Source organism: Streptomyces sp. NPDC056628 (assembly GCF_042792555.1).
Taxonomy (GTDB): Bacteria; Actinomycetota; Actinomycetes; order Streptomycetales; family Streptomycetaceae; genus Streptomyces.
On record NZ_JBHTWG010000001.1, the window covers coordinates 74431 to 99993 of the forward strand.

The 25563-nt window shown below is 71.5% G+C and carries 25 protein-coding genes; 14 read left to right on the forward strand and 11 right to left on the reverse strand.

Annotation, left to right across the window (positions count from 1 at the left end):
- Positions 1–12 precede the first annotated feature (12 nt).
- Positions 13–978, reverse strand: coding sequence for a helix-turn-helix transcriptional regulator (locus tag ACFRAC_RS00285; RefSeq protein WP_382919074.1), 966 nt, complete (start codon positions 976–978; stop codon positions 13–15).
- Positions 979–1042: 64 nt separating this feature from the next.
- On the opposite strand from ACFRAC_RS00285, the gene ACFRAC_RS00290 reads away from it, so the two are divergent.
- Entirely contained in the window at positions 1043–1645 is a 603-nt protein-coding gene (locus ACFRAC_RS00290; protein WP_382919075.1) for a TIGR03086 family metal-binding protein, read from the forward strand.
- A 59-nt stretch (positions 1646–1704) separates the two neighbouring features.
- Here the strand turns inward: ACFRAC_RS00290 and ACFRAC_RS00295 are convergent, their stop codons facing one another.
- The 5 genes from ACFRAC_RS00295 to ACFRAC_RS00315 all read right to left on the reverse strand — a co-directional run bounded on the left by ACFRAC_RS00295 (position 1705) and on the right by ACFRAC_RS00315 (position 8641).
- Positions 1705–3150 carry an FAD-binding oxidoreductase gene (locus ACFRAC_RS00295; protein WP_382919077.1) on the reverse strand — a complete coding sequence of 482 codons (1446 nt, stop codon included), beginning with the start codon at positions 3148–3150 and terminating at the stop codon, positions 1705–1707.
- Between the two features lie 184 nt (positions 3151–3334).
- Positions 3335–5062, reverse strand: a complete 1728-nt coding sequence (locus ACFRAC_RS00300) for an NAD(P)/FAD-dependent oxidoreductase (RefSeq protein ID WP_382919079.1) — start codon at positions 5060–5062, stop codon at positions 3335–3337.
- Between the two features lie 29 nt (positions 5063–5091).
- A complete protein-coding gene (locus tag ACFRAC_RS00305) occupies positions 5092–6564 on the reverse strand; it encodes an FAD-dependent monooxygenase (RefSeq protein ID WP_382919080.1) in 1473 nt (490 codons plus the stop codon).
- A 179-nt stretch (positions 6565–6743) separates the two neighbouring features.
- A complete protein-coding gene (locus tag ACFRAC_RS00310) occupies positions 6744–7139 on the reverse strand; it encodes a PPOX class F420-dependent oxidoreductase (protein ID WP_361351918.1) in 396 nt (131 codons plus the stop codon).
- A 14-nt stretch (positions 7140–7153) separates the two neighbouring features.
- Positions 7154–8641 (reverse strand): MFS transporter, encoded by a 1488-nt coding sequence (locus ACFRAC_RS00315; RefSeq protein WP_382919082.1) that lies wholly within the window; start codon positions 8639–8641, stop codon positions 7154–7156.
- A 164-nt stretch (positions 8642–8805) separates the two neighbouring features.
- On the opposite strand from ACFRAC_RS00315, the gene ACFRAC_RS00320 reads away from it, so the two are divergent.
- Positions 8806–9225, forward strand: a complete 420-nt coding sequence (locus ACFRAC_RS00320; protein WP_361351912.1) for a helix-turn-helix domain-containing protein — start codon at positions 8806–8808, stop codon at positions 9223–9225.
- 4 nt (positions 9226–9229) lie between these two features.
- On the opposite strand, the gene ACFRAC_RS00325 is transcribed toward ACFRAC_RS00320, so the two are convergent.
- From ACFRAC_RS00325 to ACFRAC_RS00335, 3 genes are read right to left on the reverse strand one after another with little or no spacing between them, the layout of a single operon-like run.
- A complete protein-coding gene (locus ACFRAC_RS00325) occupies positions 9230–9772 on the reverse strand; it encodes a flavin reductase family protein (protein ID WP_382919085.1) in 543 nt (180 codons plus the stop codon).
- Positions 9773–9785: 13 nt separating this feature from the next.
- Positions 9786–11096 carry a cation:proton antiporter gene (locus ACFRAC_RS00330; RefSeq protein WP_382919087.1) on the reverse strand — a complete coding sequence of 437 codons (1311 nt, stop codon included), beginning with the start codon at positions 11094–11096 and terminating at the stop codon, positions 9786–9788.
- Complete coding sequence (locus ACFRAC_RS00335) at positions 11093–11536, reverse strand: nuclear transport factor 2 family protein (RefSeq protein ID WP_382919089.1); 444 nt, start codon at positions 11534–11536, stop codon at positions 11093–11095. The genes ACFRAC_RS00330 and ACFRAC_RS00335 overlap by 4 nt, the downstream gene beginning before the upstream one ends.
- Before the next feature lie 228 nt (positions 11537–11764).
- Here ACFRAC_RS00335 and ACFRAC_RS00340 point away from each other — a divergent pair, with 228 nt between their 5' ends.
- Together ACFRAC_RS00340 and ACFRAC_RS00345 are read left to right on the forward strand one after the other, a co-directional pair.
- Positions 11765–12457, forward strand: coding sequence for an antibiotic biosynthesis monooxygenase family protein (locus ACFRAC_RS00340; protein ID WP_361351901.1), 693 nt, complete (start codon positions 11765–11767; stop codon positions 12455–12457).
- Positions 12458–12522: 65 nt separating this feature from the next.
- Complete coding sequence (locus ACFRAC_RS00345) at positions 12523–13257, forward strand: response regulator transcription factor (protein ID WP_382919090.1); 735 nt, start codon at positions 12523–12525, stop codon at positions 13255–13257.
- A gap of 42 nt (positions 13258–13299) precedes the next feature.
- On the opposite strand, the gene ACFRAC_RS00350 is transcribed toward ACFRAC_RS00345, so the two are convergent.
- Positions 13300–13995: a ScbR family autoregulator-binding transcription factor gene (locus tag ACFRAC_RS00350; protein ID WP_382919091.1), complete on the reverse strand. Its 696-nt coding sequence runs from the start codon at positions 13993–13995 to the stop codon at positions 13300–13302.
- Between the two features lie 95 nt (positions 13996–14090).
- On the opposite strand from ACFRAC_RS00350, the gene ACFRAC_RS00355 reads away from it, so the two are divergent.
- Together ACFRAC_RS00355 and ACFRAC_RS00360 are read left to right on the forward strand one after the other, a co-directional pair.
- Entirely contained in the window at positions 14091–15206 is a 1116-nt protein-coding gene (locus ACFRAC_RS00355) for a ScbA/BarX family gamma-butyrolactone biosynthesis protein (protein ID WP_382919092.1), read from the forward strand.
- Positions 15203–16225, forward strand: coding sequence for an NAD-dependent epimerase/dehydratase family protein (locus tag ACFRAC_RS00360; RefSeq protein ID WP_382919093.1), 1023 nt, complete (start codon positions 15203–15205; stop codon positions 16223–16225). The genes ACFRAC_RS00355 and ACFRAC_RS00360 overlap by 4 nt, the downstream gene beginning before the upstream one ends.
- Here the strand turns inward: ACFRAC_RS00360 and ACFRAC_RS00365 are convergent.
- Positions 16162–16872, reverse strand: a complete 711-nt coding sequence (locus ACFRAC_RS00365; RefSeq protein WP_382919094.1) for a ScbR family autoregulator-binding transcription factor — start codon at positions 16870–16872, stop codon at positions 16162–16164. The genes ACFRAC_RS00360 and ACFRAC_RS00365 overlap by 64 nt on opposite strands.
- A 587-nt stretch (positions 16873–17459) precedes the next feature.
- Between ACFRAC_RS00365 and ACFRAC_RS00370 the strand changes: the two genes are divergently transcribed.
- From ACFRAC_RS00370 to ACFRAC_RS00405, 8 genes are all read left to right on the forward strand, one after another.
- Positions 17460–18176: a response regulator transcription factor gene (locus tag ACFRAC_RS00370; RefSeq protein WP_382919095.1), complete on the forward strand. Its 717-nt coding sequence runs from the start codon at positions 17460–17462 to the stop codon at positions 18174–18176.
- A 379-nt stretch (positions 18177–18555) separates the two neighbouring features.
- Positions 18556–20325: an acetyl/propionyl/methylcrotonyl-CoA carboxylase subunit alpha gene (locus ACFRAC_RS00375; protein ID WP_382919096.1), complete on the forward strand. Its 1770-nt coding sequence runs from the start codon at positions 18556–18558 to the stop codon at positions 20323–20325.
- Between the two features lie 234 nt (positions 20326–20559).
- On the forward strand, positions 20560–20889 hold the full coding sequence (locus ACFRAC_RS00380; RefSeq protein ID WP_086866093.1) for a TcmI family type II polyketide cyclase: 330 nt from the start codon (positions 20560–20562) through the stop codon (positions 20887–20889).
- Complete coding sequence (locus ACFRAC_RS00385; RefSeq protein ID WP_382919098.1) at positions 20886–22157, forward strand: beta-ketoacyl-[acyl-carrier-protein] synthase family protein; 1272 nt, start codon at positions 20886–20888, stop codon at positions 22155–22157. Before ACFRAC_RS00380 ends, ACFRAC_RS00385 begins: the two co-directional genes overlap by 4 nt.
- Positions 22154–23365 carry a ketosynthase chain-length factor gene (locus ACFRAC_RS00390; RefSeq protein ID WP_382919099.1) on the forward strand — a complete coding sequence of 404 codons (1212 nt, stop codon included), beginning with the start codon at positions 22154–22156 and terminating at the stop codon, positions 23363–23365. The genes ACFRAC_RS00385 and ACFRAC_RS00390 overlap by 4 nt, the downstream gene beginning before the upstream one ends.
- 43 nt (positions 23366–23408) lie before the next feature.
- On the forward strand, positions 23409–23684 hold the full coding sequence (locus ACFRAC_RS00395) for an acyl carrier protein (protein ID WP_382919101.1): 276 nt from the start codon (positions 23409–23411) through the stop codon (positions 23682–23684).
- Positions 23685–23789: 105 nt separating this feature from the next.
- The gene (gene fabG, locus ACFRAC_RS00400; RefSeq protein WP_382919103.1) at positions 23790–24578 is read left to right on the forward strand and encodes a 3-oxoacyl-ACP reductase FabG; all 789 of its coding nucleotides are present in this window, start codon (positions 23790–23792) and stop codon (positions 24576–24578) included.
- 32 nt (positions 24579–24610) lie between these two features.
- Positions 24611–25561 carry an aromatase/cyclase gene (locus ACFRAC_RS00405; protein ID WP_382919105.1) on the forward strand — a complete coding sequence of 317 codons (951 nt, stop codon included), beginning with the start codon at positions 24611–24613 and terminating at the stop codon, positions 25559–25561.
- Positions 25562–25563: the final 2 nt, after the last annotated feature.

Genomic DNA, 25563 nt, shown 5'->3' on the forward strand with positions numbered 1-25563 from the left:
AGAGGAAAGTGACTAGGGAGTCGCCGCGTCCTCCAGTTCCTCGTAGCGGACCAGCAGAGCGCGGCCCAGCCGGGCCAGTCGGACGCGGGCCGCGGGCGGGCCCACCACCTCCACCCGGTCGGCCAGACCCGCCAGCTGCGCCGCCAGCACCTCCAGGGACGGCCCGGCCGCCTCGATCTCCCGGCGGCCGTCGCGGAGCAGCCGCCCGATCCGCAGCCGCCCGCCGAACAGCCGCTGCAGCACGGGCAGGGCGTCCTGGTCGGCGTGTGCCGTCACGGTCGCCGCGAGCAGCCGGTCCTCCAGCCGGCCGGCCAGCGACCGCCAGGCCGCCGCCAGATCGAAACCGGCGGGCCGCCGCACCGGCTCACCGGTGGGCTCCGCCGAGGAGACCCGGCCCAGCCGGAAGGACCGCAGGCCGTGCGCGGTGCCGGCCACCAGGTACCAGTGGCCCGCCTTGTGGACGAGACCGAGCGGGTCCACGGTCCGCTCGTCCGGCTCCTCGCCGGGGCGGGCGTATCCCAGCCGGACCCGCACCCCGTCGAGGACCGCGTGCTCCAGCGCCGCCAGATGCGGATCGGCCGCCGTCACGGCGGTGCCCGACCAGTCCAGCTCGTCGACGATCCGCGCCCGGGACGCCGCCTCCGCGTGCGGCCGCAGCGGCTCCGGCACCGCGCGCAGCAGCTTGCGCAGCGCCGAGCGCAGTTCGGGGGAGGCGCCCGACGAGCCGGCCGCCAGGAACAGGGCCCGTACCTCCGGCGAGGTCAGCCCGGTCAGATCCGTGCGCGCCCCGCCGACCAGTTGCCAGCCGCCGCCCCGGCCGCGCTGCGCGTAGACGGGGACGCCGGACGCGGTCAGCGCCTCCAGGTCGCGGCGCGCGGTCCGCTCGGAGACCTCCAGCTCGGCGGCGAGCTCCGCCGCGGTGACCCGGCCGCGCGCCTGGAGGAACAGCAGGGCCGCCACCAGCCGGTCAGCGCGCATCACTGATCACCTCTTCGGGAAAATAGGCCGGAGGGTGGCCCATTTCGCCGGAAGACTCGACGGCATGACCGATCCCGTGAACACTTCCGCCACCCCGCTCGCAGACCCCCGCGACGGCCTGTTCAAGGCCGTCGACCTCGCCGGTGACGTGCTCGCCTCCGTACGGCCCGAGGAGTACGACCGCACCACGCCCTGTCCTGACTACTCGGTGCGCCAACTGTCCCTTCACCTCGTCTCCGTGCTCCGCCGGGTCGCCGTGATCGGCGCGGGCGGGCAGTTCTTCTCCGTCCCGCACTTCGCCGAGGACGTCGCCGACGGCGCCTGGACCGAGGCCTGGGCCGCCGGGACGAAGGAACTGCGCTCCGTCTGGTCGGATCCGGCGATCCTCGGCCGGGAGATCGGGCTGCCCTGGGGTCCCGTCCCCGGCGCCGCCGCCGCGGTCATCTACACCAATGAGTTCGTGCTGCACACCTGGGACCTGGCCAAGGCGACCGGCCGGGAGCCCGCGTGGGACGACGCCGTCCTGGCGGCTCCGCTGGCCGTGATGCACCGGGCCGTGCCCCGCGAACCGCGCGGCGGGCAGGTGCCGTTCGGTCCCGTCGTCGACGTCCCGGACGACGCCCCCGCCATCGACCGCCTGGTCGGCTGGTACGGCCGCAGGCCCTGACCCCGTGGCCGCCCGCGGGTGCCCGGAGGGGAGGGCACCCGCCGGCGGCCGGCCGGCGCTCAGGCGCCTATGGACTGCGGGAAGCGGAAGAACCGGTGCGGGTCGTACGTGTTCTTGACCCGGGCCAGCCGCGGGTAGTTCTCCGCGTAGTACGACTGCTTCCAGTCCGTCAGCGAGGGGTCCATCCAGTTCTGGTAGCTCTCGCCGTTGGACAGCGGGTCGATCGTGGCGAAACCCCGGTCGACCCAGGCGTTCGCGACCGCCTTGGCCTCGTCGGTCACCTGGGCCGGATCGTTGATCAGGACCCGGTAGTTGACCGAGAAGAGCGTGTCGCGGTGCACGTACGCGGTCGCCGTGCGGGACAGCTCGTTGGCGGCGCCGCCGAAGAAGTGGAAGTCCAGGTAGCGCGCCTGGCCCGCCCTGCGGTCCGCGTCGAACGCCCTCATGACGTCCGCCCAGCCGCTCGCCGCGTACGGCGCGCTGCCCAGACGGGTGCGCTCCAGGCCGTAGGCGGGGCGGGACAGGGTGCCGGCGGGCGTCTTCTCGGAGCGCTGGCACTGGTCCTCGGTGAGGGTGGCGCAGCCGAAGATCATCATCATGAGCTGCTGGTACGTCATCACGCCGTCCTGGCGCTGGACCGGCGCACCGGTCAGGGCGAGCAACCGGGCGGCCTCGGCGCTCAGTTCGGCCGGGGTGCCGCGGGAGGCGAGGAAGACGTTGGCCTGCGGCACCGAGCCCGGCGCCGCGTCGGGCTGCACCACGTAGGCGCCGCCGCCGATCGTGTGCGGGGCGTCCACCAGCCAGCGGGCCACGCCGTCGAGGACGTCGGCCATCCGGTCGTAGGGGAAGATCAGGTTGCTGATCGCCATCTGGTCCCCGGTGTGCGGGGTCACCGTGAACCGGGTGACGACGCCGAAGTTGCCGCCGCCGCCCCCGCGGATCGCCCAGAACAGGTCCGGGTTCTGCTTCGCCGAGGCGGTCACCACGCGCCCGTCGGCCAGCACCACCTGCGCGGCGGTCACCGCGTCGCAGGCCATGCCGGTCGGCCGGGTCAGGAAGCCGAAGCCGCCGCCCTGCAGGAAGCCGCCCGCGCACACCGTCGGGCAGCCGCCCTCGCTGACCACCAGGTGGTGCGGGGCCAGCGCGTTGAGGATGGTGACGTTCTTCGCGCCGGGGCCGATCTCCACCGACGAGGCGCTCTTCACCGTCACGGCGCCGAGCTGGGACACGTCGATGATCAGGCCCGGCGTCGTGGACCAGCCGCCGTAGTTGTGGCCGCCGCTGCGGACCGCGGTGCGCACACCGTGGTCCTGGGCGAAGCGCACACACAGCGAGACGTCCTCGGCGCTGCGGCAGTAGGCGACGGCCTGCGGGTTCACCGCGTCGAACTGCCCGAGCTCCAGCTGCCGGGCGACGGTGTAGTAGGGGTCGGACGGCAGCACGAGCCGGCCCGAGAGGCGGGCCGCGAGCCGGCCGTAGGGCACGCCCGAGCCTTCGGCGGCCACCGGAGCGGAGGGTACGAGAGCGAGACCGGCGGCTGCGGAGCCGGCACCGAGCAGGGTTCTACGACTGATCACACGGTGTCCCAGAGTCGATTACGGGTGACGGACGGTCGGGGGAGCGGCCCGCACAGGGTGCGGCGCTTGGGGGTGACACCACGCCCTGTGCGGGCCGGATCGGGGGCGGCGGTCAGGAGACCTTCTTGCCGCGCACGGCGGACTTGGCGACGCCCTTGAGCATCGCGCGGCCCAGGTCGCGCATCTCCTTGGGGCCGTTGGTGCTGGCCCACCACATGAACTTGATCATCGTGGGGGTGGTGGCCCGGTAGAAGCGGTGGTCCTCGCCGTCCTTCCAGCCGAACGGCGTGTTGACCGACTCGCAGTCGTTGATGGCCTGGAAGACGATGTCGGCCGCCTTGTCGCCGTCGATCTCGCCGGCCTCGTACTTCAGGCAGGTCTCGTGGGTGACGTCGAGCAGATGCTTGAAGGCGTGGCTGTCCGGCCACCACAGGCCCGGGTAGGGCGCCTTCTCCATCTCGCGGAAGTGCCGGTCGTCGCCGTCCAGGACGAACTCCTGGCGGGCCTGGATCTGGCGCATAGTGGCGGGCGTGGTGAAGCAGGCCCACACCCGGAACACCGCGTTCCAGAGCCGGAAGTGGGAGAACGCGATGTACGAGCTGTTCACGATCATGTCGTTGTACGTGAGCAGGCCCTGCTCCAGGCGCTCCACGTACTCGAAGCGCTCGGCGGAGAAGTCGTCGTCGCGCAGCGCCTCCAGGACGCGGTAGCACAGGGCGTCCACCACCTCGAAGGTGTTGGACAGGCCGCGCGAGTACAGAGGGTCCACGAAGCCGGCCGCGTGCGACATCAGGCACCAGCGGTCGCCCACGGTCTGCTTCGAGGAGTACTGGATCCGGTCCGGCGTGGAGATCCACTCACGCACCCGGCGCGCGCCCTCGAACTGGCGCTTCACGGCCGGGTACATGTCGAGGTAGTGCTGGAACTCCTCGTCCGGCGTCTTGTCCTTGGGCTGCGGGTACAGCCGCTCGTCGAAGGTCAGCCCGACGCTGCACATCGGGTTGCGGGAGTCCTTGTAGTTGTCGAACGGGATGATCCAGAACCAGCCGCGCTCGATCAGATGGTGCAGGGTGCCGCCGTGGAAGGGGGACTCGGCGGGCGGACGCAGCGCGTCGGGGTAGTTGCACACGTCGTCGTAGGGCTTGATGCCGACGTAGTGCGTGAACATGGAGCGGGCGTGGTGCCGGATCCGCGACGGCTTCTCGCGCAGGTCGAACTTCTGGGCGAGCGGGGAGCGGAAACCGCTGGCGTCGATGAGGTACTTCGCGCGGAAGACCTCGCCGTTCTGCCCGGTGACCGTGACGCCCTCGTCGTCGAAGTCCAGGTCGGTGGCCCGCCAGTTCTGGCGCAGCGTGCAGCCGTACTTCGCGGCCACGTTGAAGTAGTAGGTGTCGGTGTCCTGGCGGAACATGTGCGACGCCTCGGTGAGCATCTTCGGGATGACGAACATCGTCGCCTCGCGCGGGTCAGGCTCCCGGTCCGGGACGTGCCGCACGAAACCGAAGCTCTGCTTCCTGCCGTGATGGGCGCCGATGTACTTGGTGACGGCCTTGATGTCGAGCAGGTGCTTGAGCTCGGGCACGTCGTAGCGCACGGCGAGGATGTGCAGCCACTCGACGAGCTGCGGGTTCTGCGACTCGCCGACCGCGAACCGCGGGTGCTGGCCGGCGTCGACGAGCACCACCTTCGCGCCCTGCCGGGCCAGGATCGCGCCGGTGATCGAACCGCCGATCCCGGCGCCCAGGATGATGACGTCGCACTCGGTCGCCTCGCCGGGCCTCGGCGCCGTCTTCTGCGTCTCGGCCTTGCTGGGCATCTCTGTCTCGGCCTTGCCGGTCAACTCGGGACTCCTCTTCTGGCGGTGGGGGCTCAGCCGGCGGCGGGGGCGCCGAACCAGCGCTGCAGGGCGGTGGCCAGACCGTCGGCGGTGCCGTCCGTCCCGACCCAGGCGATGTAGCCGTCGGGGCGCACCAGCAGGTCGGCGGCGGGGGCCTCGGGGTCGGGCCGGGAGGCGGCGACGACGTCCACGCGGTCGGCCCAGCCGGCGGCGGCCTTCGTCAGGGCCTCGCCGCCGCGCAGGTTCAGCAGCAGCGGGCGGCCGCGTGTGAGCAGCTCGTACGTGCTGGTCTTCTCGTCGCCGGCCAGCAGGTCCTGGTCGGGCAGCCGGCGGCCGAGCAGCGGGTGGCCGCCCTCGCCCATGTCGTAGGTGATGTCGAGGCCGGTGACCAGGCCGACCAGGTGCTTGCGGACCGCCTCGATGCCGACGAGTTCGCCGAACAGCTCGCGCAGCGGCTGCATCTCGGGGCCGCCGAGGTAGAGGGAGCGCTGCACCAGGGTGTTGGCGACGATCCGGCCGCCGACCGGGTGGCGCTCGGTGTGGTACGTGTCCAGCAGCCCCTCGGGGGCGTGGCCCTTGAGGGCGGCGGCGAGCTTCCAGCCCAGGTTCACCACGTCGCCGACGCCGGCGCTGATGCCCTGCGCGCCGATGGGGAGGTGGATGTGGGCGGCGTCGCCGGCCAGGAAGACGCGGCCCGCGCGGTACTCGGCGGCCTGCCGGCTGGCGTCGGTGAAGTAGCTGGTCCACAGCGGCCGGTAGCCGGTGATGTCCTCACCGGTGACGCGCTGGAAGGCGGCGGCCACCTCGGGGAAGGTGGGCGCCTCCGTCGTCGGGCGGACCCCGGCGCCGCGCTCGAAGACGACCACACGGGTGGCCTGCGGGCCCAGCGGCAGCACCACGACCATGCCGGACTCGCCGACCTCGCCCGTCGGGCGGATGCGCAGCTCGTTGGTGGCGACGTCGGCCATCAGCATCTCGATGGTGGCGCTCGTGCCGGGGAAGTCGATGCCGGCCAGGCGCCGCACGGTGGAGCGGGCGCCGTCACAGCCGACGAGATAGGCGGCCCGCAGCGTCTCGACGCCGTCGGGTCCGGCGACCTCCACGGTGACGCCGTCGTCGTCCTGCGTCATGCCGACGACCTCGTGCCCGCGGCGGACCTCGGCGCCGAGGCCGGTGGCCCACGTGTGCAGGATCGCCTCGGTCCGCGACTGCGGAACGCCCCGGACGCCGAAATTGCCGCCCTCGATGATGTGGTAGTCGATGGGCAGTCCGCCGAAATGGCCGAAGGGTATCGTCTCGAGTTCACCGAATTCATCGAGAAGTCCGCGCTGCCCGAACTCCTCGATGGTGCGTGCGGAAAATCCGAGGGCGCGGGACTGCTGCATCGGTGCGGTCAGCCGGTCGAGCACCAGCACCTCGTGGCCCGCCAGGCGGAGTTCACCGGCGAGCATGAGTCCGGACGGGCCGGCCCCGGCGACAATCACGTCGGCATGAAAACGGTTCATGTTTCCTCTCCCAGTGGATTTTTCACCAGTATTCCGGGGGAGTCGGGGAAGCTGAACTGCCCTAAGTACAGGTCTCTGACAAGTTTCGTCAGAGGTTCTTCAGCAGGGTCAGGGGGTGGAAATACGCCGAGGACGCCGGCGGTTTCGCGTCCGGCGCCCTCGGCGGGTGTGCGGCCCGCTCACAGCAGGCCCAGGACCCGGTCCACGTCGATCTCGATGACGACCAGGCCCGGCGGCTCAGGCGGCGGCGACCAGTACCGCTTGGCGTACCGCCGGGCGCCCTCCTGGACCCGGAACGGGTCGTCGTGCACGGTGGCGGTGCCCTCCAGGGTGATCCAGCGGGGCCCGGCGGTCTGGCACAGGGACACCCGGCTGCCGGGCGCGGCCAGTACGTTGCGGGCCTTGCGCCGGGTCACCGCGGTCATCACCCGGGCCAGTCCCGCCTCACCGTCCCAGGTGAAGCGCACGGGCGTCACATGGGGCGAGCCGTCGGGGCGGAGGGTGGTGAAGGTGCACAACTGGTTCTCGGCGAGGAAGTCCTCGGCCGCGGAGGACAGACGCGGTGACGTCGGCATACCGGGGTCCGATCTCAGGCGTTGGGGGCGGTGGCCGGCTGGTCCGCGGCCTTGGTGAGGGGCAGCAGGATCAGCGTGAGGACCAGGCCGGCCGCGGCGAAGCAGCCACCGGCGAGGAACGCGTCGTGGAAGACCTCGGTACGCGCCTCGGTCACCCGCGCGGGCACCCCGTCCGCCCACTTGGTCAGCTCCTCGACCTGGCGGAAGGCGTAGGTCGCGGCCACGGCGAGGCCCAGGGCGCCGCCGACCTCCTGCGCGGTGTTGATGAGACCGGCGGACAGACCGGACTCGTCCTCCTCGGTGCCGGTGAACGCGGCCACCTGCACCGGCACGAACGACAGGCCGAGACCGAGGCCGGAGATCAGGAAGGCGGGCAGCAGGTCCACCGCGTACGAGGCGTCGGACGGGGCCCGCCACAGCAGGAACATGCCCACGCTGGTCAGGGTGAGGCCGACCATCAGCACAGGCTTGGCGGCGACCTTCGTCACCAGCTGGGAGGCGACCCCCGCGCCGACCGCCACGATCACGGCGAGCGGGACGTACGCCAGACCGGTGCGCAGCGCCGACCAGTTCAGGACCTGCTGCATGAACAGGCTGGCGAAGAAGAACAGGGTGACGCAGGTGCCCAGCAGCAGGATCGCGACGACGTTGGAGGCCCGCAGCGACTTGCGCTTGAAGACGCCGAGCGGGATCAGCGGCGCCTGGGCGCGGCGCTCGATCAGCAGGAACGTGATGAGCAGGACCGCGGAGAGGGCGAAGCCGCCGTAGACACGGGCCGTCGGGACGTCGGAGTCGTCGACGGTCTGGCCCAGGCTGAAGATGAGCAGGACCAGACCGGCGGTCAGGGTGACGGCGCCGGCGATGTCGAAGGACCTGCTGCGCTCGGCGGCCCGGCTCTCCGCGACGACCCTGGGGGCGAGCACGGCCAGGACGAGGCCGATCGGCACGTTGATGAAGAAGATCCAGCGCCAGCCCGGGCCGTCGGTCAGCAGACCGCCGAGGGTGACACCGGCGACGGCGGCGATGCCGCTCAGCGCGCCCCACGCGCCCAGCGCCTTGTTGCGCTCGGCGCCCTCCTCGAAGTTGTTGGCGAGCAGGGACAGCGCGGCGGTCGCGATGAACGCGGCGCCGAGGCCCTGGGCGCCGCGCGCCACGATCAGCATGGCCGCGCTCTGCCCGAACCCGGCGAGCAGCGAGGACAGGGCGAACAGGATCAGGCCGGTCTGGAGCATCCGGCGGCGGCCGAAGGCGTCGGCGAGTCGTCCGGTCAGCAGCAGGAAGCCGCCGAGCAGCATGCCGTAGGTGGTGACGATGTACTGCAACGACGTCTGGGAGATGTTCAGTTCGTCCTCGATCGTCGGCAGGGCCACGTTGACGATCGACACGTCGAGGAAGGTCATGAACCCGGCCAGGCAGAGGAACGCCAGGATGAGTCCCGGGCGCCTCGGCGGGGCCGACGCATCGGTGGAGTGGGGAAGGCGCAGCGACTCTTGGGTCGACATGTCGCTCCTAGTGGGAGGTGAACGGAAGGGTTCCGTAGGGACGGGACAAGGAGGGAAAGGACATGGCGCGGGGCCGGGAGCGGGGAAGCTCACCGCCTTCCGGGAAGCTAGCATCCTGGGTAAAGTAGGTACCTAGAGGAAAGTGGCTTCCTAGGAGGATCCGCATGGACAGCACGGGCACCATGGGCGGCGCCGTGAAGCACGGCGCCGGGGTCGACTCGGAGCTGGCGTGCCCGGTCTCCCCGGTGGTCGACATCGTCTTCAGCCGCTGGACGACACCGATCCTGTGGACGCTGAACGAGTTCGGCCGGCAGCGCTTCGTCGAGCTCCAGCGCAACATCCGCACCATCACCCCGAAGGTGCTCACCCAGCGGCTGCGCCAGATGGAGCGCGACGGCCTGGTGGTGCGCACGTACCACCCGGAGGTGCCGCCCCGGGTCGAGTACGAGATCAGCGAGCTCGGCCGCAGCCTGGCGCCGATCTTCGCCCACCTCGCCGACTGGTCCGCGGAGAACCTGCACAAGGTCGAGCGGGCCAGGCGGGAGTTCGACGACGCCGACCTGCCGGCCGCGGCGTCGCGCTGACGGCTCAGCCCCGTGCCGGCGCCGGGGCGTCCAGGGCGCGCATCGCGCCCTGGTAGAACACCAGCGGATCGGCCTCCTCCTCGGAGGTGCCGAGGGCGGTGACCTCGCCGACCACGATGGCGTGGTCGCCGCCGTCGTACTCCTCGGCGAGGCGGCACTCCAGGAACGCGAGCGCCTCGGTGAGGACGGGCAGTCCGCCGCCCGAGCGGTGGTGCGGGACCTCCGCCAGCCGCGCGGACTCACGGCCCGCGAACTTCCAGGCGAGACCCTCCTGGCGGTGCGTCAGGAAGTTCACCACGAAGCCGCGGGAGCGCTGGAGCACCGGCCGCAACCGGGACTGCCGGTGCAGGCAGAACAGCACCAGCGGCGGCTCCAGCGAGACGGACGTGAAGGAGTTCACCGTGGTCGCGGCGCCGTCCTCCGGGCCGCCGGTGGTGATCACGGTGACGCCGGTGGCGAAACTGCCGCACACCGTGCGCAGCGCGCGGCCGTCGACCGGTGGTCGCGGCTGCCGCTCGTGCGGGGACAACGGCTGGACGGGTATCACTGGATCCCCCTCGTCAGGTGCGCGGCGCGGTCGCGTCCGCGACGGGTGTGGGTGCCTTGGGGAGGTCGCCGGCCGTGAGGTGCTCGCGCCGGGACAGCAGCGGGGCCGCCATCGCCGTCGTCACGAGGGCCATGATCACCAGCATGGTGAACATCCGCCCGTCGAGCACGCCGAGGCTCACCGCGGCGTTGAGGATGATGAGTTCGGTCAGGCCCCGGGTGTTCATCAGCACGCCCAGGTCCTTCGCCTCGCGCCAGGACAGCCCGGACAGCCGGGCCGGGGCGATCGCGCCGAGCAGCTTGCCCGCGCAGGCCACGGCGATGACCAGGGCCAGCGACAGGCAGTCGGCCGCCGTCAGCGAGCCGAGGTCGACACCGAGGCCGGTGACGATGAAGAAGACCGGCAGCAGGACCACGCTGACGTCGTCCAGCGGCCGGCGCAGATGCGCCGCGAGCACCCGCCGGGGTTCGCGCGGCATCACGAAGCCGAACAGGAACGCGCCGAAGATCTGGTGGATGCCGATCCAGGACGTCAGCCACGACGAGGCGAACACGCCCGCGCACAGCACCGCGAGCAGTGCCGCCCAGCGCTCCGTGGCCGCCCACCGCCAGACCAGCCGCGAGATCAGCGGCCGCACGACGACGAGCATCACGGCCACGTACACGACGCTCAGCGCGCCGATCCGCGCCAGGTCCGCGTAGTCGCCGTCCGAGCTGACCAGCGCCGAGACGTACGCCAGCAGACACCAGGCGAGGACGTCGTCGATCGCGGCGCTCGCCAGCGACAGGGCGCCCACCCGGGTGTCCATCAGCTTGTTCTCGGTCAGGATCCGGGCCAGCACGGGGAACGCGGTGACGGACATCGCGGTGCCCATGAAGGTGGCGAACGCCAGGAACGAGATGTGCTTCCCGGCCACCGTGTCGTGGTGCGGGTACAGCACGGCGGCGGCGGCCACCCCGAGTCCGAAGGCCAGCACGATCGACGACAGCGAGACCCCGGCCGCCAGGCGGGCGTGCGGCCGGATCAGCCGCCGTTCGAACTCCCAGCCCACCACGAACATGAAGAGCACCAGGCCGACCTGCGACACCGCCGACAGCAACGGGCGTACGTCCGCCGGAAACAGTCGGTTCGTCAGATCACCGGGGAACAGGCCCAGCAGGCTCGGACCGAGCACGATGCCGGCCGTGATCTCCCCGATCACCTTCGGCTGGCCGACCTTGCGGGCGAGCGCCCCCAGCCCGGCGCCGACCAGCAGGATCACCCCGATGCCCAGCAGCATGGCGGCGATCTGGTCCTCCTGGACGCCGGCCGCCAGGGCCCTCATCGGGCGTCCGCCGGGCGCGGCGGACTGCCCGTCGACCACACCAGCCGGAACGACAGCTCCGTCAGCCGCCAGCCGTGATCGGTACGCCGGGCCGCCCCCCGCACGAGCGTGCCGGAGACGAACAGCGGATCGCCGGGGGTGTCCGGGTGGTGCACATGCGTGGAGACCAGGTTGGCCCGCAGCACCGCCCGCTCGTCACCGGTGAGGTCCACGACCGCCGGCGAGTTGAGGTGCTGGGTGCGGGCGAACGCGTCCAGCGCCCGCCGGTGCCAGTCGGCCAGACCCCCGACGCCCTCGTGCCGGGCCATCGGGAACTCCACGCGGGCGTCGTCGGTGAACAGCCCGCGCGCCCAGTCGTCGTCGAGCTTTTCGTCGTCGAGACCTATGAGATATCGGTCGAGCAGCCCGCCGATTTCGGCTTTCGCAGTGAGGGAATTCATTACCCGAGCATCGCGTGCGGGCCAATGGGCGCCCAAGAGCACTTGTCGAAGACCTGACGTTGCCGCAGAAGATCTGACGCTGCTGGGAAAGACCTGACAATCCGCGCGGAGTCCTGAACACAACGCCCTTCACCAGCGGTTGCGGCCTTGTCATGCTGGTTCGGAAGCACCGATCACCATTCGAGTTCTGCTTCTTTCATCAACCGATCGACCGGAAGAGAAGAGAGAATGCCGAAGATCGCCGCCGATGGTAAGAACCTGACCGTCCTCAACCTGTTCTCCACCGACTCCGCGGAGAAGCAGGACAGCCTGCTCGCCGCGATGCGGGAAATCGTCGACTCCGCGGCCTACGAAGGCTGGCGGTCCAGCACCGTGCACAGCGGGCAGACCAAGTTCGGCACCGCCAACTTCATCCAGTGGCGCTCCACCGAGGACCTGGAGGCCCGGTACGCCGGCGAGGAGTTCAAGCACCGCACGCTCCCCCTGTTCGGTGAGATCACCACCGCCATCCGGCTGCTGCAGAACGAGGTGGTCTTCACCCAGCAGAAGCCCGGCGCCGACGAGACCGAGATCTCCCCGGAGCGCGACGACTACACCGTCATCGACCTGTACGGCGTCACCGAGAAGCACCAGGACGACCTGGTCGAGGCGCTCGGCGCGTCCCAGGACTGGCTCCAGAAGGTCCCCGGGTACCGCAGCCACACGGTGCTGCGCGGACTGCGCGGACGCAACGTCGAGGGCAAGTGGGTCGTCGTCTACTCGCAGTGGGACAGCAAGGAGGCCTACGACGCCTTCCTCGCGCAGCCGGCCGCCGAGCGCTCGGCGGAGCGGCAGAAGGTCGACGCCGCCGTGGACGCGCTGGCCACCTGGCGGGACTCCAACACCTACCGCGTGGTGCACACCCGGTCGGCGGGCGAGTGAGGGCAGGGGGTGCCGGCCGGGCGGGGCCACCCGCCCCGGCGTGACGGCCCCCCGGTGGAGTCCAGATGCGCGTACTTGTGATCGACCCGGATGACGGGTCCGCCGAACCCCTGGTCTGCCGCCTGGTGCGCAACGGGCACCAGGTCCGGCGGGCCCGCACCGGCCGGGCGGGCCTGCAGGCGTGGGAGCAGGCCGAGGTCGTCCTGCTCGACCTGGACCTGCCGGACCTCGACGGTCTGCAGGTGTGCGCCGAGATCAGGGCGCGCGGCAGCACTCCGCTGATCACCTTCACCGGCCGGGACTCCGAGCTGGACCGGGTGCTGAGCCTGCGCTCCGGCGCGGACGACTGCCTGGTCAAGCCGTACGGCTTCCGGGAGCTCGCCGCCCGGATGGAGGCGGTGACCCGCCGCGTCGCCACCGGCGGCGGCCCGGCCGGGGTGTCCTGCGGGCTCCTGCGGCTGGACCCCGGCACCCGCGAGGCGTGGCTGGGGGAGCGGCCGCTGGAGCTGACCCGCAAGGAGTTCGACATCCTGCTGCTGCTCGCCTCGGCGCCGGAGACCGTGATCTCCCGCCGGAACCTGATCGCGGGTGTCTGGTCGGACGAGTGGGCCATCTCCACCCGCACCGTGGACACCCATGTCAGCGCGTTGCGCGCCAAGCTGGGCGAAGGCTGGATCACCACGGTCCGCGGCGTCGGCTACCGGCTGGAGGACACCGCCCGCACCGCCCAAGACCGCGGCCGTGCGGGGCCCGGCACCGGGGCGGGTCCGGCGGGACACCTCGACGGGATGGCCGGCTGAGCACCGGCGGCCCCCGGGTGCGGGGGCCGTGCGGGCCGCCCGTCAGGCCGCGCTGTCCCCGTCGGCCTCGGCATCCTCCGCCTCCAGCGCGGCGTCGCGCGAGGCGAGGAGGGCGACGGCCCGCTCCTCGGTGAGTTCCAGCGTCGGCAGGATCTGCGGCATCGCCACGCTGGGCAGCAGATGCCGGAACATCGCGATGACCCGGCGGGTGAGATCCCGCCGCTGGCACAGCACCTGCGACGTCCACTGGATGCCGGTGAAGGCCCCGGACAGCAGCTCCGCCGTCTCCGCCGGATCGACGTGCGGCAGCAACTCCCCGCGCTCCCGCGCCGCCACGAGCAGCTCGGTCAGCCGGTCCGCCCACTCCTGGAACGGCCTGCCGTGGAACGGGTTGCCGGCCTCCCCGTTCTCGCTCCACTGGTCCATGGCGAGCCCGACACTGGCCCGGGTGAGCGGGTCGTGCTGCAACTGGTGGGCGAACAGCAGCCCCTGGTCGGTGAGTTCCTGCAGCTTCGTGCGCTGGGCGGGCAGCGGTCCCAGCTCCAGCTGCGCCGCTATCACCCCGAGGGCCAGGTCCTCCTTGGACGAGAAGTGGAAGTACAGGGCCCCCTTCGTCACGCCGGCCCGCGCGATGATCTCCGTGATGGTGGCCGTGCTGTAGCCACGCTCGTCGAACACCTCCGCCGCCGCCAGCAGGATCGACGTGCGGGTCTGGATCGCTCGTGCTTGACGTGCCATGCCCCCGTGCCTGTTTCTATGTCAGAGCTTGGTCAGGTTCCCCCGCAAAGAGAACCGGACTGCCAGTCTTTTGTCGAGAGGGGAACTATTTCCGCATGCATCGACTCAGGGGGCACTCCATGGCTGATCCTGCTATATCCGTAGTCGACAGGTTCGTCGGTCCCCGTCCGCATCTGAGCCGGGCGCAGGAACGATCCGACACCACCTCGGTGGCCTCACCGGCCCGTCCGGTCCGCCCGCGCCCCGAGAACGCCACGGCGCACCGCTCCGAACAGACCCTCGTACGCCTCGCATACCAGACCGACTCCCCGGTTCTGATTGCCGACGGCCGGGCCACCGGAGAGCTCTGCCACCGCCCCGACGCCGCCGACCGCTTCCCCGTCGACTGGCTGCGCCTGTCCGAGCACCGCTTCCTCGTCACCGTCGACTGGCCCGCCGACCACCGCTTCTTCACACCGCGGCCCGGCGGACGGCAGGACCCGATGCTGGTCGCCGAGACCACCCGGCAGGCCACGATGATGCTGGCGCACGCCGAGTACGGGGTCCCGGTCGGCGACCAGTTCCTGATGCAGGAACTCGGCTACCGGCTGCTGACCGAGGACTTCACCGTGCTCGCCGCCTCGGGGCCGATCGACGTGGTCGTCGAGTGCTCGGACGTGCAGCTGCGCGCCGGACGCCTCGTCGCGATGCGGGTCGACCTGCGCTTCCAGCGGCTCGGCCGGGTGCTCGCCACCAGCATGGGTGTCCTGTACTGCACCTCCGCCCGCGTCTACCGCAGACTGCGCGGCGCGAGCATGGGCGCGGCGGGCGGCGCGGTGCCGCTGCTGCCCGCCGTCCCCGCCCACGAGACCGGCCGCACCGACCCGGCCGACGTCGTCCTCGCCCGGTCCAAGCACCGCCCCGGCTGGCGGCTGCGCCTGAACACCGCGCACCCGACGCTCTTCGCCCGCCCGAACGACCACGTCCCCGGCATGGTCCTCCTCGAAGCCGCCCGCCAGGCCGCCACCGCGCTGACCCCCGGGCACGACTTCCACCCGGCCTCGATGCGGATCACCTTCCACAAGTACTGCGAACTGACCGAGCCCTGCTGGCTCCTGGCCGGCCACGAGACGCACACCGAACAGGGGCCGGTGGTGCGGGTGCGGGGCGTCCAGGGGGAGGAGCCCGTCTTCACCGCGACCCTGGGGACCGCCGTACGGGGCGACGGGTGAGCCCGCACGTCCTGGTGACGGGGTCCGGTGGGTTCGTCGGCGGCCACGTGGTCGCCGCGGCCGGCGCCGCGGGGGGCGTACGGCTGCGGCTGCTGGTCCGCACCGACCCGTCCGGCCCCGGCCCGGCGGCCGGCACCCCGGTCACCCGTGTACGCGGCGACCTCACCGAGCCCGCCTCGCTCGCCGGCGTCTGCGACGGCGTCGACGCGGTCGTGCACTGCGCGTCCCGCGTCGGCGGCGACCCCGAGGAACTGCGGCGCACCAACGACCTGGGCACCCGCGCCCTGGTCGAGGAGGCACGGCGGGCCGGCGTCCGGCGGTTCGTGTACCTGAGCACCGCGGCGGTGCACGGCAGGGGCCCGTTCCGCGCGGTCCGGCCGGGCGAGGTCCCCCTCGCGCCGGTGTCCGGCACCAGCAGGACGCGGGCGGCGGCCGAGGGCCACGTGCTCGCGGCGGGCGGCACGGTCCTGCGGCCCCACCTCGTGTACGGGGCGGGCGACCGCTGGGTGGTGCCCGGTGTGCTGACGCTGCTGCGCACGCTCGGCGCCCCGCCCGAGGGGCTCGGCCGGCAGTCGACGGTCGACGCCGCCGCCCTGGGAAGGGCACTGCTTTCGGCCGCGCTCGCCCCGCCGGACCGCGTGGGCGGTGTCCGGTTCGTCAACCATCCCCGGCCGGTGGCGGGTGAGGATCTGTTGACCGCGGTCGCCGAAACGTACGGTCTCTTTCCGGGGGCCGTGCCCGGCCTGCCCCTGGAGGAGGCGCGCGCCCGGCTGCGCGGTCATCCGGTCGCCATGCACCACCTCGAACTGCTCGCGGTGGACCACTGGTTCGACGACGCGCCGGTCTGGGACGCGCTCGGCTGCTCCCCCGGCCCGGCGTTCGCCGAGGGCTTCCCCCGGTACGCGGCCCGGTACCGGAACGCGGAGCCGGTCCCGCCGCCGGAGCCCGGCCGGGCTCAGTACACGCCCGACGCCGCCCGCTCCGTGCCCAGCGCCTCCTCCGGGGAGCAGGGCAGATAACGGGAGGCGGCCAACGCGTACTCCACCACCTCGGTGGTCCCGCCGGGGTTCAGCCGGCCGAGCAGATCGGGTACGGCGAGCCCCGGCAGGAAGCCCTGCCAGAACCCGGTGAAGGCGAGCTGTGTCCGCTCCGCCTCACCCCCCTTGATCAGCACCCCTATACCGGTCGTGGCGGCGACGATGGCGCAGGTCACGGCCTGGAGGTGGACCTGCTGCGCCAGGCTGCCCTCCTGCCGCGCCCGGTCGAGCAGACGCTGCACGGCGGCGTGCCAGGCGTGCAGGAACTGCTCCCGCCCGCGCCGGGACCGGTCGTTGTCCAGCCGCAGTCCCGCCCGCGCCACGACGTCCCAGGAGAGCAGCTGGCTCAGGGTGTGGGAGACGTCGGTGAGCGCCTGGAGCGGCTCCGAGTTGTGCTCGTAGGCACTGCGGGCGGCGTGCCACAGGGTGCCGCGCGCCTCGCTCACGACGGCCTGGGCCAGCTCCTCCTTGTTCGCGAAGTGGAAGTGCAGCGCGCCGGTGCTCATATTGGCCCGTGCGCTGATGTCGGAGAGTCTGGCCGAGGCGTAGTCCTCGCGGTCGAAGACCTCGGCCGCCGATTTGAGCATCAGCCGCCGGGTGCGGATCGCCCTCTCCTGTTGTAGTCCCACCTGCGTGCATCCTCTCATCCCGCCCGTCCCGAAACGGACTTGAAGGTCTGTTTGGCGGGCGCGAGTGCCCACCCCGGGGGTGCGTCGGGGTGGTCGGCGGCCCTCAACGTTATCGACACTCCGTCAGTACTGCCCAGAAGATCACACTTTTCCACCTCAGGACCAGGCCGAGGGCGAAGTGGAAGCGGGGAATCAGACGGCCGAGAACGTTCTGGACGGTATACCACCGCGTCCGGAGGAGCGGAACACATGCGGCGCGACCGTTTTCAGCTCTCTACCTGCGCACCTCTGGATGCGCAGGGAGAGGTCAAGAACATACCGCGTCCGCCGTCAGTGACTCTTCGCTCCTGGTTCACGGTCGAAAATTACTCGCGAGGCGAAGTGAAGATCTTGAAAGAGGTAACGCTACGCGGCGGAATTGCTCCTTCAGTTCGTATCAACTCAGGCGAACTTCGCATCTGTTGTGACGGATGGTGAGTTTACCTAGTCTTTTTTTGACAAACCGAGAGGTAGGTTTTTAGGCTCGACCAGCGAAGTGCTCGAGCGGGAACTACGTGTTCAGGGGGAGAGCAGTGAGTCAACGCGTCATGAGCAGCACTCTGGAGATCCGTCAGTCCATCCCGTCCCACATCCGCAAGCCGGCCACCAACTGGCGGGTCCTGGTCGTCGAGAACAACACCGGCGACCGGGAGGCGCTGGCCGCCGGACTCCGGCGGCACGGTCACCATGTCGAGGGGGTCGCCACGGGGAACGCGGCCCTCCAGTCGTACCAACTCTCGGACATCGTCCTGCTCGACCTCGAACTGCCCGACGTGGACGGCCTGGAGGTGTGCCGTTCCATCCGCGCGCTCAGCGACGTGCCGCTCATCGCCGTGACCGGGTGGGGGACGGAACTGGACCGCGTCCTCGGCTTGCAGGCCGGCGCCGACGACTACCTCGTCAAGCCGTACGGGTTCCGGGAGCTGATGGCCCGCATGGACGCGGTGATGCGCCGCTCGCGTCCGCAGATCCAGGCCGAACAGGTGGTCCTGCGCGGTCCGTTACGCATCGACGCGGCCTCCCGCGAGGTCAGTCTGCACGGCCGCGTCGTGGAACTCACCCGCAAGGAGTTCGATCTCCTGCACCTGCTGGCCTCCCACCCGGAGACCGTGATCTCGCGCAAGCGCATCATGCAGCAGGTCTGGGGCGGCTCCTGGTCCCGCCGCACCGTGGACACCCATGTCAGCAGTCTGCGCGGCAAACTCGGCGGCAGCGACTGGATCGTCACCGTGCGCGGGGTGGGCTTCCGCTTCGGCAGCGGCTGACGGCACGAACCGGCGGGACGCGACGCGCGTCACCGCCGGCCGAGGTGAAGGGCGGGCTCCGTATGACGGAGCCCGCCCTTTCGTCTGCCCGGCACCCTTTTCGAGCCCCGGAATCCATCCCTTCCGTGCAGCCCGGAATCCCCGTACCGCCAGGGGCCCGACGGGCCGTCTGACGCTTTTCTGACACGTGCCTGGCCCTGCGCCAACAAAGCGGTAGCGGTCCTGTCGATCTGGTCCGAAGGCTTAATGGGCGACCGTTGAAGACCACCCTCTCCCGAGCCGACGATGGACAGGTATTCGGGCGCCGGCCCAGGAAGTCGAAATACCCCGGGCGCGCTCGATCATCCCTGAATTCCAGCCGAGCGAGGAGAGGGCCGTCGTGCGCAAGGTGCTCATCGCCAACCGTGGCGAAATCGCTGTCCGCGTGGCCCGGGCCTGCCGGGACGCCGGGATCGCGAGCGTGGCCGTCTACGCGGATCCGGACCGTGACGCGTTGCATGTCCGCGCCGCGGATGAGGCGTTCGCCCTGGGCGGTGACACCCCGGCCACCAGTTACCTGGACATCGGCAAGGTCCTGGCCGCCGCCCGTGAGGCCGGGGCGGACGCGGTCCACCCGGGGTACGGGTTCTTGTCGGAGAACGCCGACTTCGCCCAGGCCGTCCTGGACGCCGGGCTGATCTGGATCGGCCCGCCGCCGCAGGCCATCCGCGACCTCGGGGACAAGGTCGCCGCCCGGCACATCGCCCAGCGTGCCGGTGCCCCCCTGGTCGCCGGGACGTCCGACCCGGTCTCCGGCGCCGACGAGGTGGTGGCCTTCGCCGAGGAGCACGGCCTGCCCATCGCGATCAAGGCCGCCTTCGGTGGCGGTGGCCGCGGCCTGAAGGTGGCCCGCACCCTGGAGGAGGTCCCCGAGCGCTACGACTCCGCCGTCCGTGAGGCCGTCGCCGCGTTCGGCCGGGGCGAGTGCTTCGTGGAGCGCTACCTCGACAAGCCCCGCCATGTCGAGACGCAGTGCCTGGCCGACACCCACGGCAACGTCGTGGTGGTCTCCACCCGTGACTGCTCGCTGCAGCGCCGCCACCAAAAGCTCGTGGAGGAGGCCCCCGCGCCGTTCCTGTCCGAGGAGCAGGTCCGCCAGCTGTACTCGGCGTCGAAGGCGATCCTGAAGGAGGCCGGGTACGTCGGGGCCGGCACGGTGGAGTTCCTGGTGGGTGTGGACGGCACGATCTCCTTCCTGGAGGTCAACACGCGTCTGCAGGTCGAGCACCCGGTCACCGAGGAGGTCGCCGGGATCGACCTGGTGCGGGAGATGTTCCGTATCGCCGACGGTGAGGAACTCGGCTACGGCGACCCGGTCCTGCGGGGGCACTCCTTCGAGTTCCGCATCAACGGCGAGGACCCGGGGCGGGGCTTCCTGCCCGCTCCCGGCACGGTCACCACGTTCGCGCCGCCGTCCGGTCCGGGCGTGCGTCTGGACGCGGGGGTGGAGTCCGGCAGTGTGATCGGCCCGGCGTGGGACTCCCTGCTGGCCAAGCTGGTCGTCACCGGTGCCACCCGTGAGCAGGCCCTGCAGCGGGCCGCGCGTGCCCTGGAGGAGTTCACGGTCGAGGGCATGGCCACGGCCATCCCGTTCCACCGGGCCGTGGTCAAGGATCCCGCGTTCGCTCCCGAACTGACCGGGTCGAGCGAGCCGTTCACGGTCCACACCCGGTGGATCGAGACCGAGTTCGTCAACGACATCAAGCCCTTCACCTCCCCCACCGACACCGACACCGACGAGGCGGGACGCGACACCGTGGTGGTCGAGGTCGGGGGACGGCGCCTGGAGGTGTCGCTGCCGGCGTCCCTCGGGATGGCCCTCGCCCGCACCGGCCTCGCCGCCGGGGCCCGGCCGAAGCGCCGCGCGGCGCGGACCTCGGGCCCCGCCGTCTCCGGCGACACCCTGGCGTCCCCGATGCAGGGCACCGTCGTCAAGGTCGCGGTCGAGGAGGGCCAGGAGGTCGAGGAGGGCGACCTGATCGTCGTCCTGGAGGCCATGAAGATGGAGCAGCCCCTCACCGCGCACCGGTCCGGCACCGTCAAGGACCTGACCGCCGAGGTGGGCGCCTCCCTCACCTCCGGCGCGCCGATCTGCGAGATCAAGGACTGAGGACGTCCGAGGAGGTGCGAACCGTGACATACGACGACGGGCGCGAGCCGCCCGCCCCCCAGCCGCCCGCGTGGCTCCTGGCCGGCGAGGACGACGAGAACGACAGCGAACAGCCGCACATCTGCCGGGGCATCGACTGACGAAAGCGCGCTCCGTCCTTTCCCGGACGCGGGGCGATTCCGCCCGCCCGCACGCCTCCTTCATCCCACGCACCCTTTTCCAAGGAGAGAGCTCATGCACAGCACTTTGATCGTGGCCCGGATGGAACCGGGCTCCGCGGTCGATGTCGCCAAGCTGTTCGGCGCGTTCGACGAGACCGAGATGCCGCATCTGATGGGCACCCGGCGCCGGCAGCTCTTCCAGTACCGGGGGCTGTATTTCCACCTCCAGGACTTCGACGCCGACAACGGCGGCGAGCTGATCGAGAAGGCCAAGTCCGACGAGCGTTTCGTGCGGATCAGCGAGGACCTGAAGCCCTTCATCGAGGCGTACGACCCGGCCACCTGGCGGTCGCCGGCCGACGCCATGGCCCAGCGCTTCTACTCCTGGGAGGCGTCCCGATGAGCGGTCGTCGTGTCGTCATCACCGGGATCGAGGTGCTCGCTCCCGGGGGCGTCGGCAAGGACGGCTTCTGGGGCATGCTGAGCGAGGGCCGGACCGCCACCCGCGGGATCACCTTCTTCGACGCGAGCCCCTTCCGGTCCCAGGTCGCGGCGGAGATGGACTTCGACCCGGAGCGGCACGGACTCACCCCGCAGGAGGTCCGCCGGATGGACCGGGCCGCCCAGTTCGCGGTGGTCGCGGCCCGCGGCGCGGTCGCGGACAGCGGCATCGACCTCGCGGCCCACGAGCCGCACCGGGTGGGCGTCACCATCGGCAGCGCGGTCGGCGCCACGACCGGTCTCGACGAGGAGTACCGGATCGTCAGCGACGGCGGCCGGCTGCACCTGGTGGACCACGCCTACGCCGTACCGCACCTGTACAACTACCTCGTCCCGAGCTCCTTCTCGGCCGAGGTCGCCTGGACGGTCGGCGCGGAGGGCCCCAACACCGTGGTGTCCACGGGCTGCACCTCCGGCATCGACTCCGTCGGCTACGCGGTCGAGCTGATCCGGGAGGGCTCGGCGGACGTGATGATCGCCGGCTCGTCGGACGCGCCGATCTCCCCGATCACCATGGCCTGCTTCGACGCCATCAAGGCGACGACCCCGCGCAAGGAGGACCCCGAGCAGGCGTCCCGGCCGTTCGACGGCACCCGCAACGGGTTCGTGCTCGGCGAGGGCTGCGCCGTCTTCGTGCTGGAGGAGCTGGACAGCGCCCGGCGCCGCGGGGCCCACGTCTACGCCGAGATCGCGGGCTACGCCACCCGCAGCAACGCGTACCACATGACCGGTCTGCGGCCGGACGGCGCCGAGATGGCGGAGGCCATCACGGTGGCGCTGGACGAGGCCCGGATGAACGTGGACCAGATCGACTACATCAACGCGCACGGCTCCGGCACCAAGCAGAACGACCGGCACGAGACGGCCGCCTTCAAGAAGAGCCTCGGCGACCACGCGTACCGCACCCCGGTCAGCTCCATCAAGTCGATGGTGGGCCACTCGCTCGGCGCGATCGGCTCCATCGAGATCGCCGCCTCGGCGCTGGCCATGGAGCACCACGTGGTCCCGCCGACCGCGAATCTGCACACCCCGGACCCCGAGTGCGACCTCGACTACGTGCCGGTCACCGCCCGTGAGCAGCTGACCGACGCGGTGCTGACGGTCGGCAGCGGGTTCGGCGGCTTCCAGAGCGCGATGGTGCTCGCCCGTCCCGAGAGGAGCATGACATGAGCGCGGTGGTGGTGACGGGTCTCGGCGTCACGGCACCCAACGGCCTGGGCGTCCAGGACTACTGGGCGGCGACCCTCGCCGGGAAGAGCGGCATCGGGCGGATCACCCGCTTCGACCCCTCGCAGTACCCGGCCCGCCTGGCCGGGGAGATACCCGGCTTCGCGGCCGAGGAGCACCTGCCGAGCCGGCTGCTGCCGCAGACCGACCGGATGACCCGGCTGGCGCTGGTCGCCGCCGACTGGGCGCTGGAGGACGCCGGGATACGGCCGCAGGACCTGCCCGACTCCAGCATGGGCGTGGTCACCGCCAGCTCGTCGGGTGGCTTCGAGTTCGGCCAGGGCGAGCTCCAGGCACTGTGGAGCCGGGGCAGCCAGTACGTCAGCGCGTACCAGTCGTTTGCCTGGTTCTACGCCGTCAACAGCGGCCAGATCTCCATCCGGCACGGCATGAAGGGCCCCAGCAGCGTGGTCGTCAGCGACCAGGCCGGCGGTCTGGACGCGGTCGCGCAGGCCCGCCGGCAGATCCGCAAGGGCACGGCCGTCGTCGTCTCCGGGGCCGTGGACGCCTCCATCTGCCCGTGGGGCTGGGTCGCCCAGCTCGCCGCGCAGCGGCTGACCACCCGGGACGAGCCGGCCCAGGCGTATCTGCCCTTCGACGCGGCCGCCGACGGCTACGTCCCCGGCGAGGGCGGCGCGCTGCTCGTCATGGAGTCCGAGGAGTCGGCGCGCTCCCGCGACGCGCGGATCTACGGCGAGGTCGCCGGGTACGCCGCCACCTTCGACCCGGCGCCGGGCAGCGGGCGCCCGCCGGGGCTGCGCCGGGCGATCGAACTCGCCCTGGCCGACGCCCGGATGGCCGCCGGCGACATCGACGTCGTGTTCTGCGACGCCGCCGCCGACCCCGAGCTGGACCGGGCCGAGTCGGAGGCGATCACGGCCGTGTTCGGCCCGAACGGCGTCCCGGTCACCGCGCCGAAGACGATGACCGGCCGCCTGTACTCGGGCGCGGCCCCCCTGGACCTGGCCACCGCGCTGCTGTCCCTGCGCGACGGGGTGATCCCGCCGACGGTGCACGTCACGCCGTCGCCCGAGCACACCCTCGACCTGGTGGTCGACCGCCCGCGCGAGGCCGGACTGCGCTCGGCGCTGGTCCTGGCCCGCGGCCACGGCGGCTTCAACTCGGCGGCGATCGTCCGGGCGTCCGCCTGACCGACCCGCCACGACCCACGCGAACGAACGAGAGGAACCCCACGTGTCCACACAGCAGTTCACCCTCGACGACCTCAAGCGCATCCTCATCGAGGGCGCCGGCGCCGAGGAGACCGTCGACCTCGACGGCGACATCCTCGACGCGGACTTCGAGCACCTCGGCTACGAGTCGCTGGCCCTGCTCGAGACCGGCGGCCGGATCGAGCGCGAGTACGGCATCACCCTCGACGACGACGTCCTGTCCGAAGCCAACACGCCGCGCGCCCTGATCGACGCGGTCAACGGGCAGCTGCGGGGCGGGTCGCAGGCCGCCGCCTGACCCTCCGCGACACCCGGCACTCCCTGACCCGCCGCCGTCGGCGCCCCCTGCGGCCGACGGCGGCGCACCCCTCGTAGCCATGACCGCAAAGGAGTTGGAAGAGACATGCCGCAGCAGCAGACGCAGCGGGTCGCACTGATCACCGGGGCCACCAGTGGCATCGGACTGGCGGCCGCCCGGCAGCTGGGCTCCGCCGGACACCGGGTGTTCATCGGGGCCCGCAACGCCGACAACGTGGCCGCGACGGTCAAGCAGCTCCAGGAGGAGGGCGTCGAGGCCGACGGCGCCGCGGTGGACGTCCGCTCGCGGCACGCGGTCCGCGCCTTCGTGCAGGCCGCCGTCGACCGGTTCGGCGGCGTCGACGTCCTCGTCAACAACGCGGGCCGCAGCGGCGGCGGTGTCACCGCCGACCTCGCGGACGAGCTGTGGGACGACGTCATCGACACCAATCTCAACAGCGTCTTCCGGATGACCCGCGAGGTCCTCACCACCGGCGGCATGCGCGACCGCGGCTGGGGCCGGATCATCAACATCGCCTCCACCGCCGGCAAGCAGGGCGTCGTCCTCGGCGCCCCCTACTCCGCCTCCAAGCACGGCGTCGTCGGCTTCACCAAGGCCCTCGGCAACGAGCTCGCGCCCACCGGGGTCACCGTCAACGCCGTCTGCCCCGGCTACGTCGAGACCCCCATGGCCCAGCGGGTCCGCCAGGGCTACGCCGACGCCTACGGCACCAGCGAGGACGCCATCCTCGAGAAGTTCCAGGCGAAGATCCCGCTCGGCCGCTACTCCACCCCGCAGGAGGTCGCCGGGATGGTCGGCTACCTCGCCTCCGACACCGCCGCCTCCGTCACCTCCCAGGCGATCAACGTCTGCGGTGGCCTCGGCAACTTCTGACCCCCGACCACCGAGAAGAAGAGGACGAGGACGTGACCACGACGGACGCAACGACCCGCGAGGTGGCGCACGAGATCACCGTCTCGGCCCCCGCCGACGCCGTCTACCGGCTGATCGCGGAGGTGGAGAACTGGCCGCGGATCTTCCCGCCCACCATCCACGTGGACCATCTGGAGAAGGGCGGGCGCGAGGAGCGCATCCGCATCTGGGCCACCGCCAACGGCGCCCCGAAGAGCTGGACCTCGCGCCGCACACTGGACCCGGAGAACCGCCGGATCACCTTCCGCCAGGAGGTCTCCGCGCCCCCCGTCGCCGCGATGGGCGGCGCCTGGGTCATCGAGGAACGCCCCGGCGGCGAGTCGCTGGTGAGGCTGCTGCACGACTACCGGGCCGTCGACGACGACCCCGAGGGCCTGGCCTGGATCGACGAGGCCGTCGACCGCAACTCCCGCTCCGAGCTCGCCGCCCTGAAGGAGAACGTCGAACGGGCCCACGCCACCCGCGAGCTGACGTTCTCCTTCGAGGACACCGTGCTCATCGAGGGCGCCGCCAAGGACGTCTACGACTTCATCGACCAGGCCGACCGCTGGGTCGACCGGCTGCCGCACGTGGCCCGCGTCCGCTTCGAGGAGCCCGCGCCCGGCCTGCAGGTGCTCGAGATGGACACCCGGGCCAAGGACGGCTCGACGCACACCACCAAGTCGTACCGGGTGACGTTCCCGCACCGCGCGATCGCCTACAAGCAGGTGACGCTGCCGGCGCTGATGACCCTGCACACCGGCCTGTGGACGTTCGAGGAGTACCCGCGCGGGGTCGCCGCGACCTCCCAGCACACGGTCGTGCTCAACCCCGACAACATCCAGAGGATCCTCGGCCCCGACGCGACCGTGGAGGACGCCCGCGAGTACGTCCAGGGCGCGCTGAGCACCAACAGCCGGGCCACGCTGGGCCACGCCCGGGACCACGCGGAGAAGAGCCGCTGACC

Bases quoted from the DNA above. Each gene is read 5' to 3' on its own strand.
- ACFRAC_RS00285 (WP_382919074.1), bottom strand. From the start codon at position 978: ATGCGCGCTGACCGGCTGGTGGCGGCCCTGCTGTTCCTCCAGGCGCGC.
- ACFRAC_RS00290 (WP_382919075.1), top strand. From the start codon at position 1,043: ATGACCGATCCCGTGAACACTTCCGCCACCCCGCTCGCAGACCCCCGC.
- ACFRAC_RS00305 (WP_382919080.1), bottom strand. From the start codon at position 6,564: ATGAACCGTTTTCATGCCGACGTGATTGTCGCCGGGGCCGGCCCGTCC.
- ACFRAC_RS00310 (WP_361351918.1), bottom strand. From the start codon at position 7,139: ATGCCGACGTCACCGCGTCTGTCCTCCGCGGCCGAGGACTTCCTCGCC.
- ACFRAC_RS00315 (WP_382919082.1), bottom strand. From the start codon at position 8,641: ATGTCGACCCAAGAGTCGCTGCGCCTTCCCCACTCCACCGATGCGTCG.
- ACFRAC_RS00320 (WP_361351912.1), top strand. From the start codon at position 8,806: ATGGACAGCACGGGCACCATGGGCGGCGCCGTGAAGCACGGCGCCGGG.
- ACFRAC_RS00330 (WP_382919087.1), bottom strand. From the start codon at position 11,096: ATGAGGGCCCTGGCGGCCGGCGTCCAGGAGGACCAGATCGCCGCCATG.
- ACFRAC_RS00335 (WP_382919089.1), bottom strand. From the start codon at position 11,536: ATGAATTCCCTCACTGCGAAAGCCGAAATCGGCGGGCTGCTCGACCGA.
- ACFRAC_RS00340 (WP_361351901.1), top strand. From the start codon at position 11,765: ATGCCGAAGATCGCCGCCGATGGTAAGAACCTGACCGTCCTCAACCTG.
- ACFRAC_RS00345 (WP_382919090.1), top strand. From the start codon at position 12,523: ATGCGCGTACTTGTGATCGACCCGGATGACGGGTCCGCCGAACCCCTG.
- ACFRAC_RS00350 (WP_382919091.1), bottom strand. From the start codon at position 13,995: ATGGCACGTCAAGCACGAGCGATCCAGACCCGCACGTCGATCCTGCTG.
- ACFRAC_RS00355 (WP_382919092.1), top strand. From the start codon at position 14,091: ATGCATCGACTCAGGGGGCACTCCATGGCTGATCCTGCTATATCCGTA.
- ACFRAC_RS00370 (WP_382919095.1), top strand. From the start codon at position 17,460: ATGAGCAGCACTCTGGAGATCCGTCAGTCCATCCCGTCCCACATCCGC.
- ACFRAC_RS00380 (WP_086866093.1), top strand. From the start codon at position 20,560: ATGCACAGCACTTTGATCGTGGCCCGGATGGAACCGGGCTCCGCGGTC.
- ACFRAC_RS00385 (WP_382919098.1), top strand. From the start codon at position 20,886: ATGAGCGGTCGTCGTGTCGTCATCACCGGGATCGAGGTGCTCGCTCCC.
- ACFRAC_RS00390 (WP_382919099.1), top strand. From the start codon at position 22,154: ATGAGCGCGGTGGTGGTGACGGGTCTCGGCGTCACGGCACCCAACGGC.
- fabG (WP_382919103.1), top strand. From the start codon at position 23,790: ATGCCGCAGCAGCAGACGCAGCGGGTCGCACTGATCACCGGGGCCACC.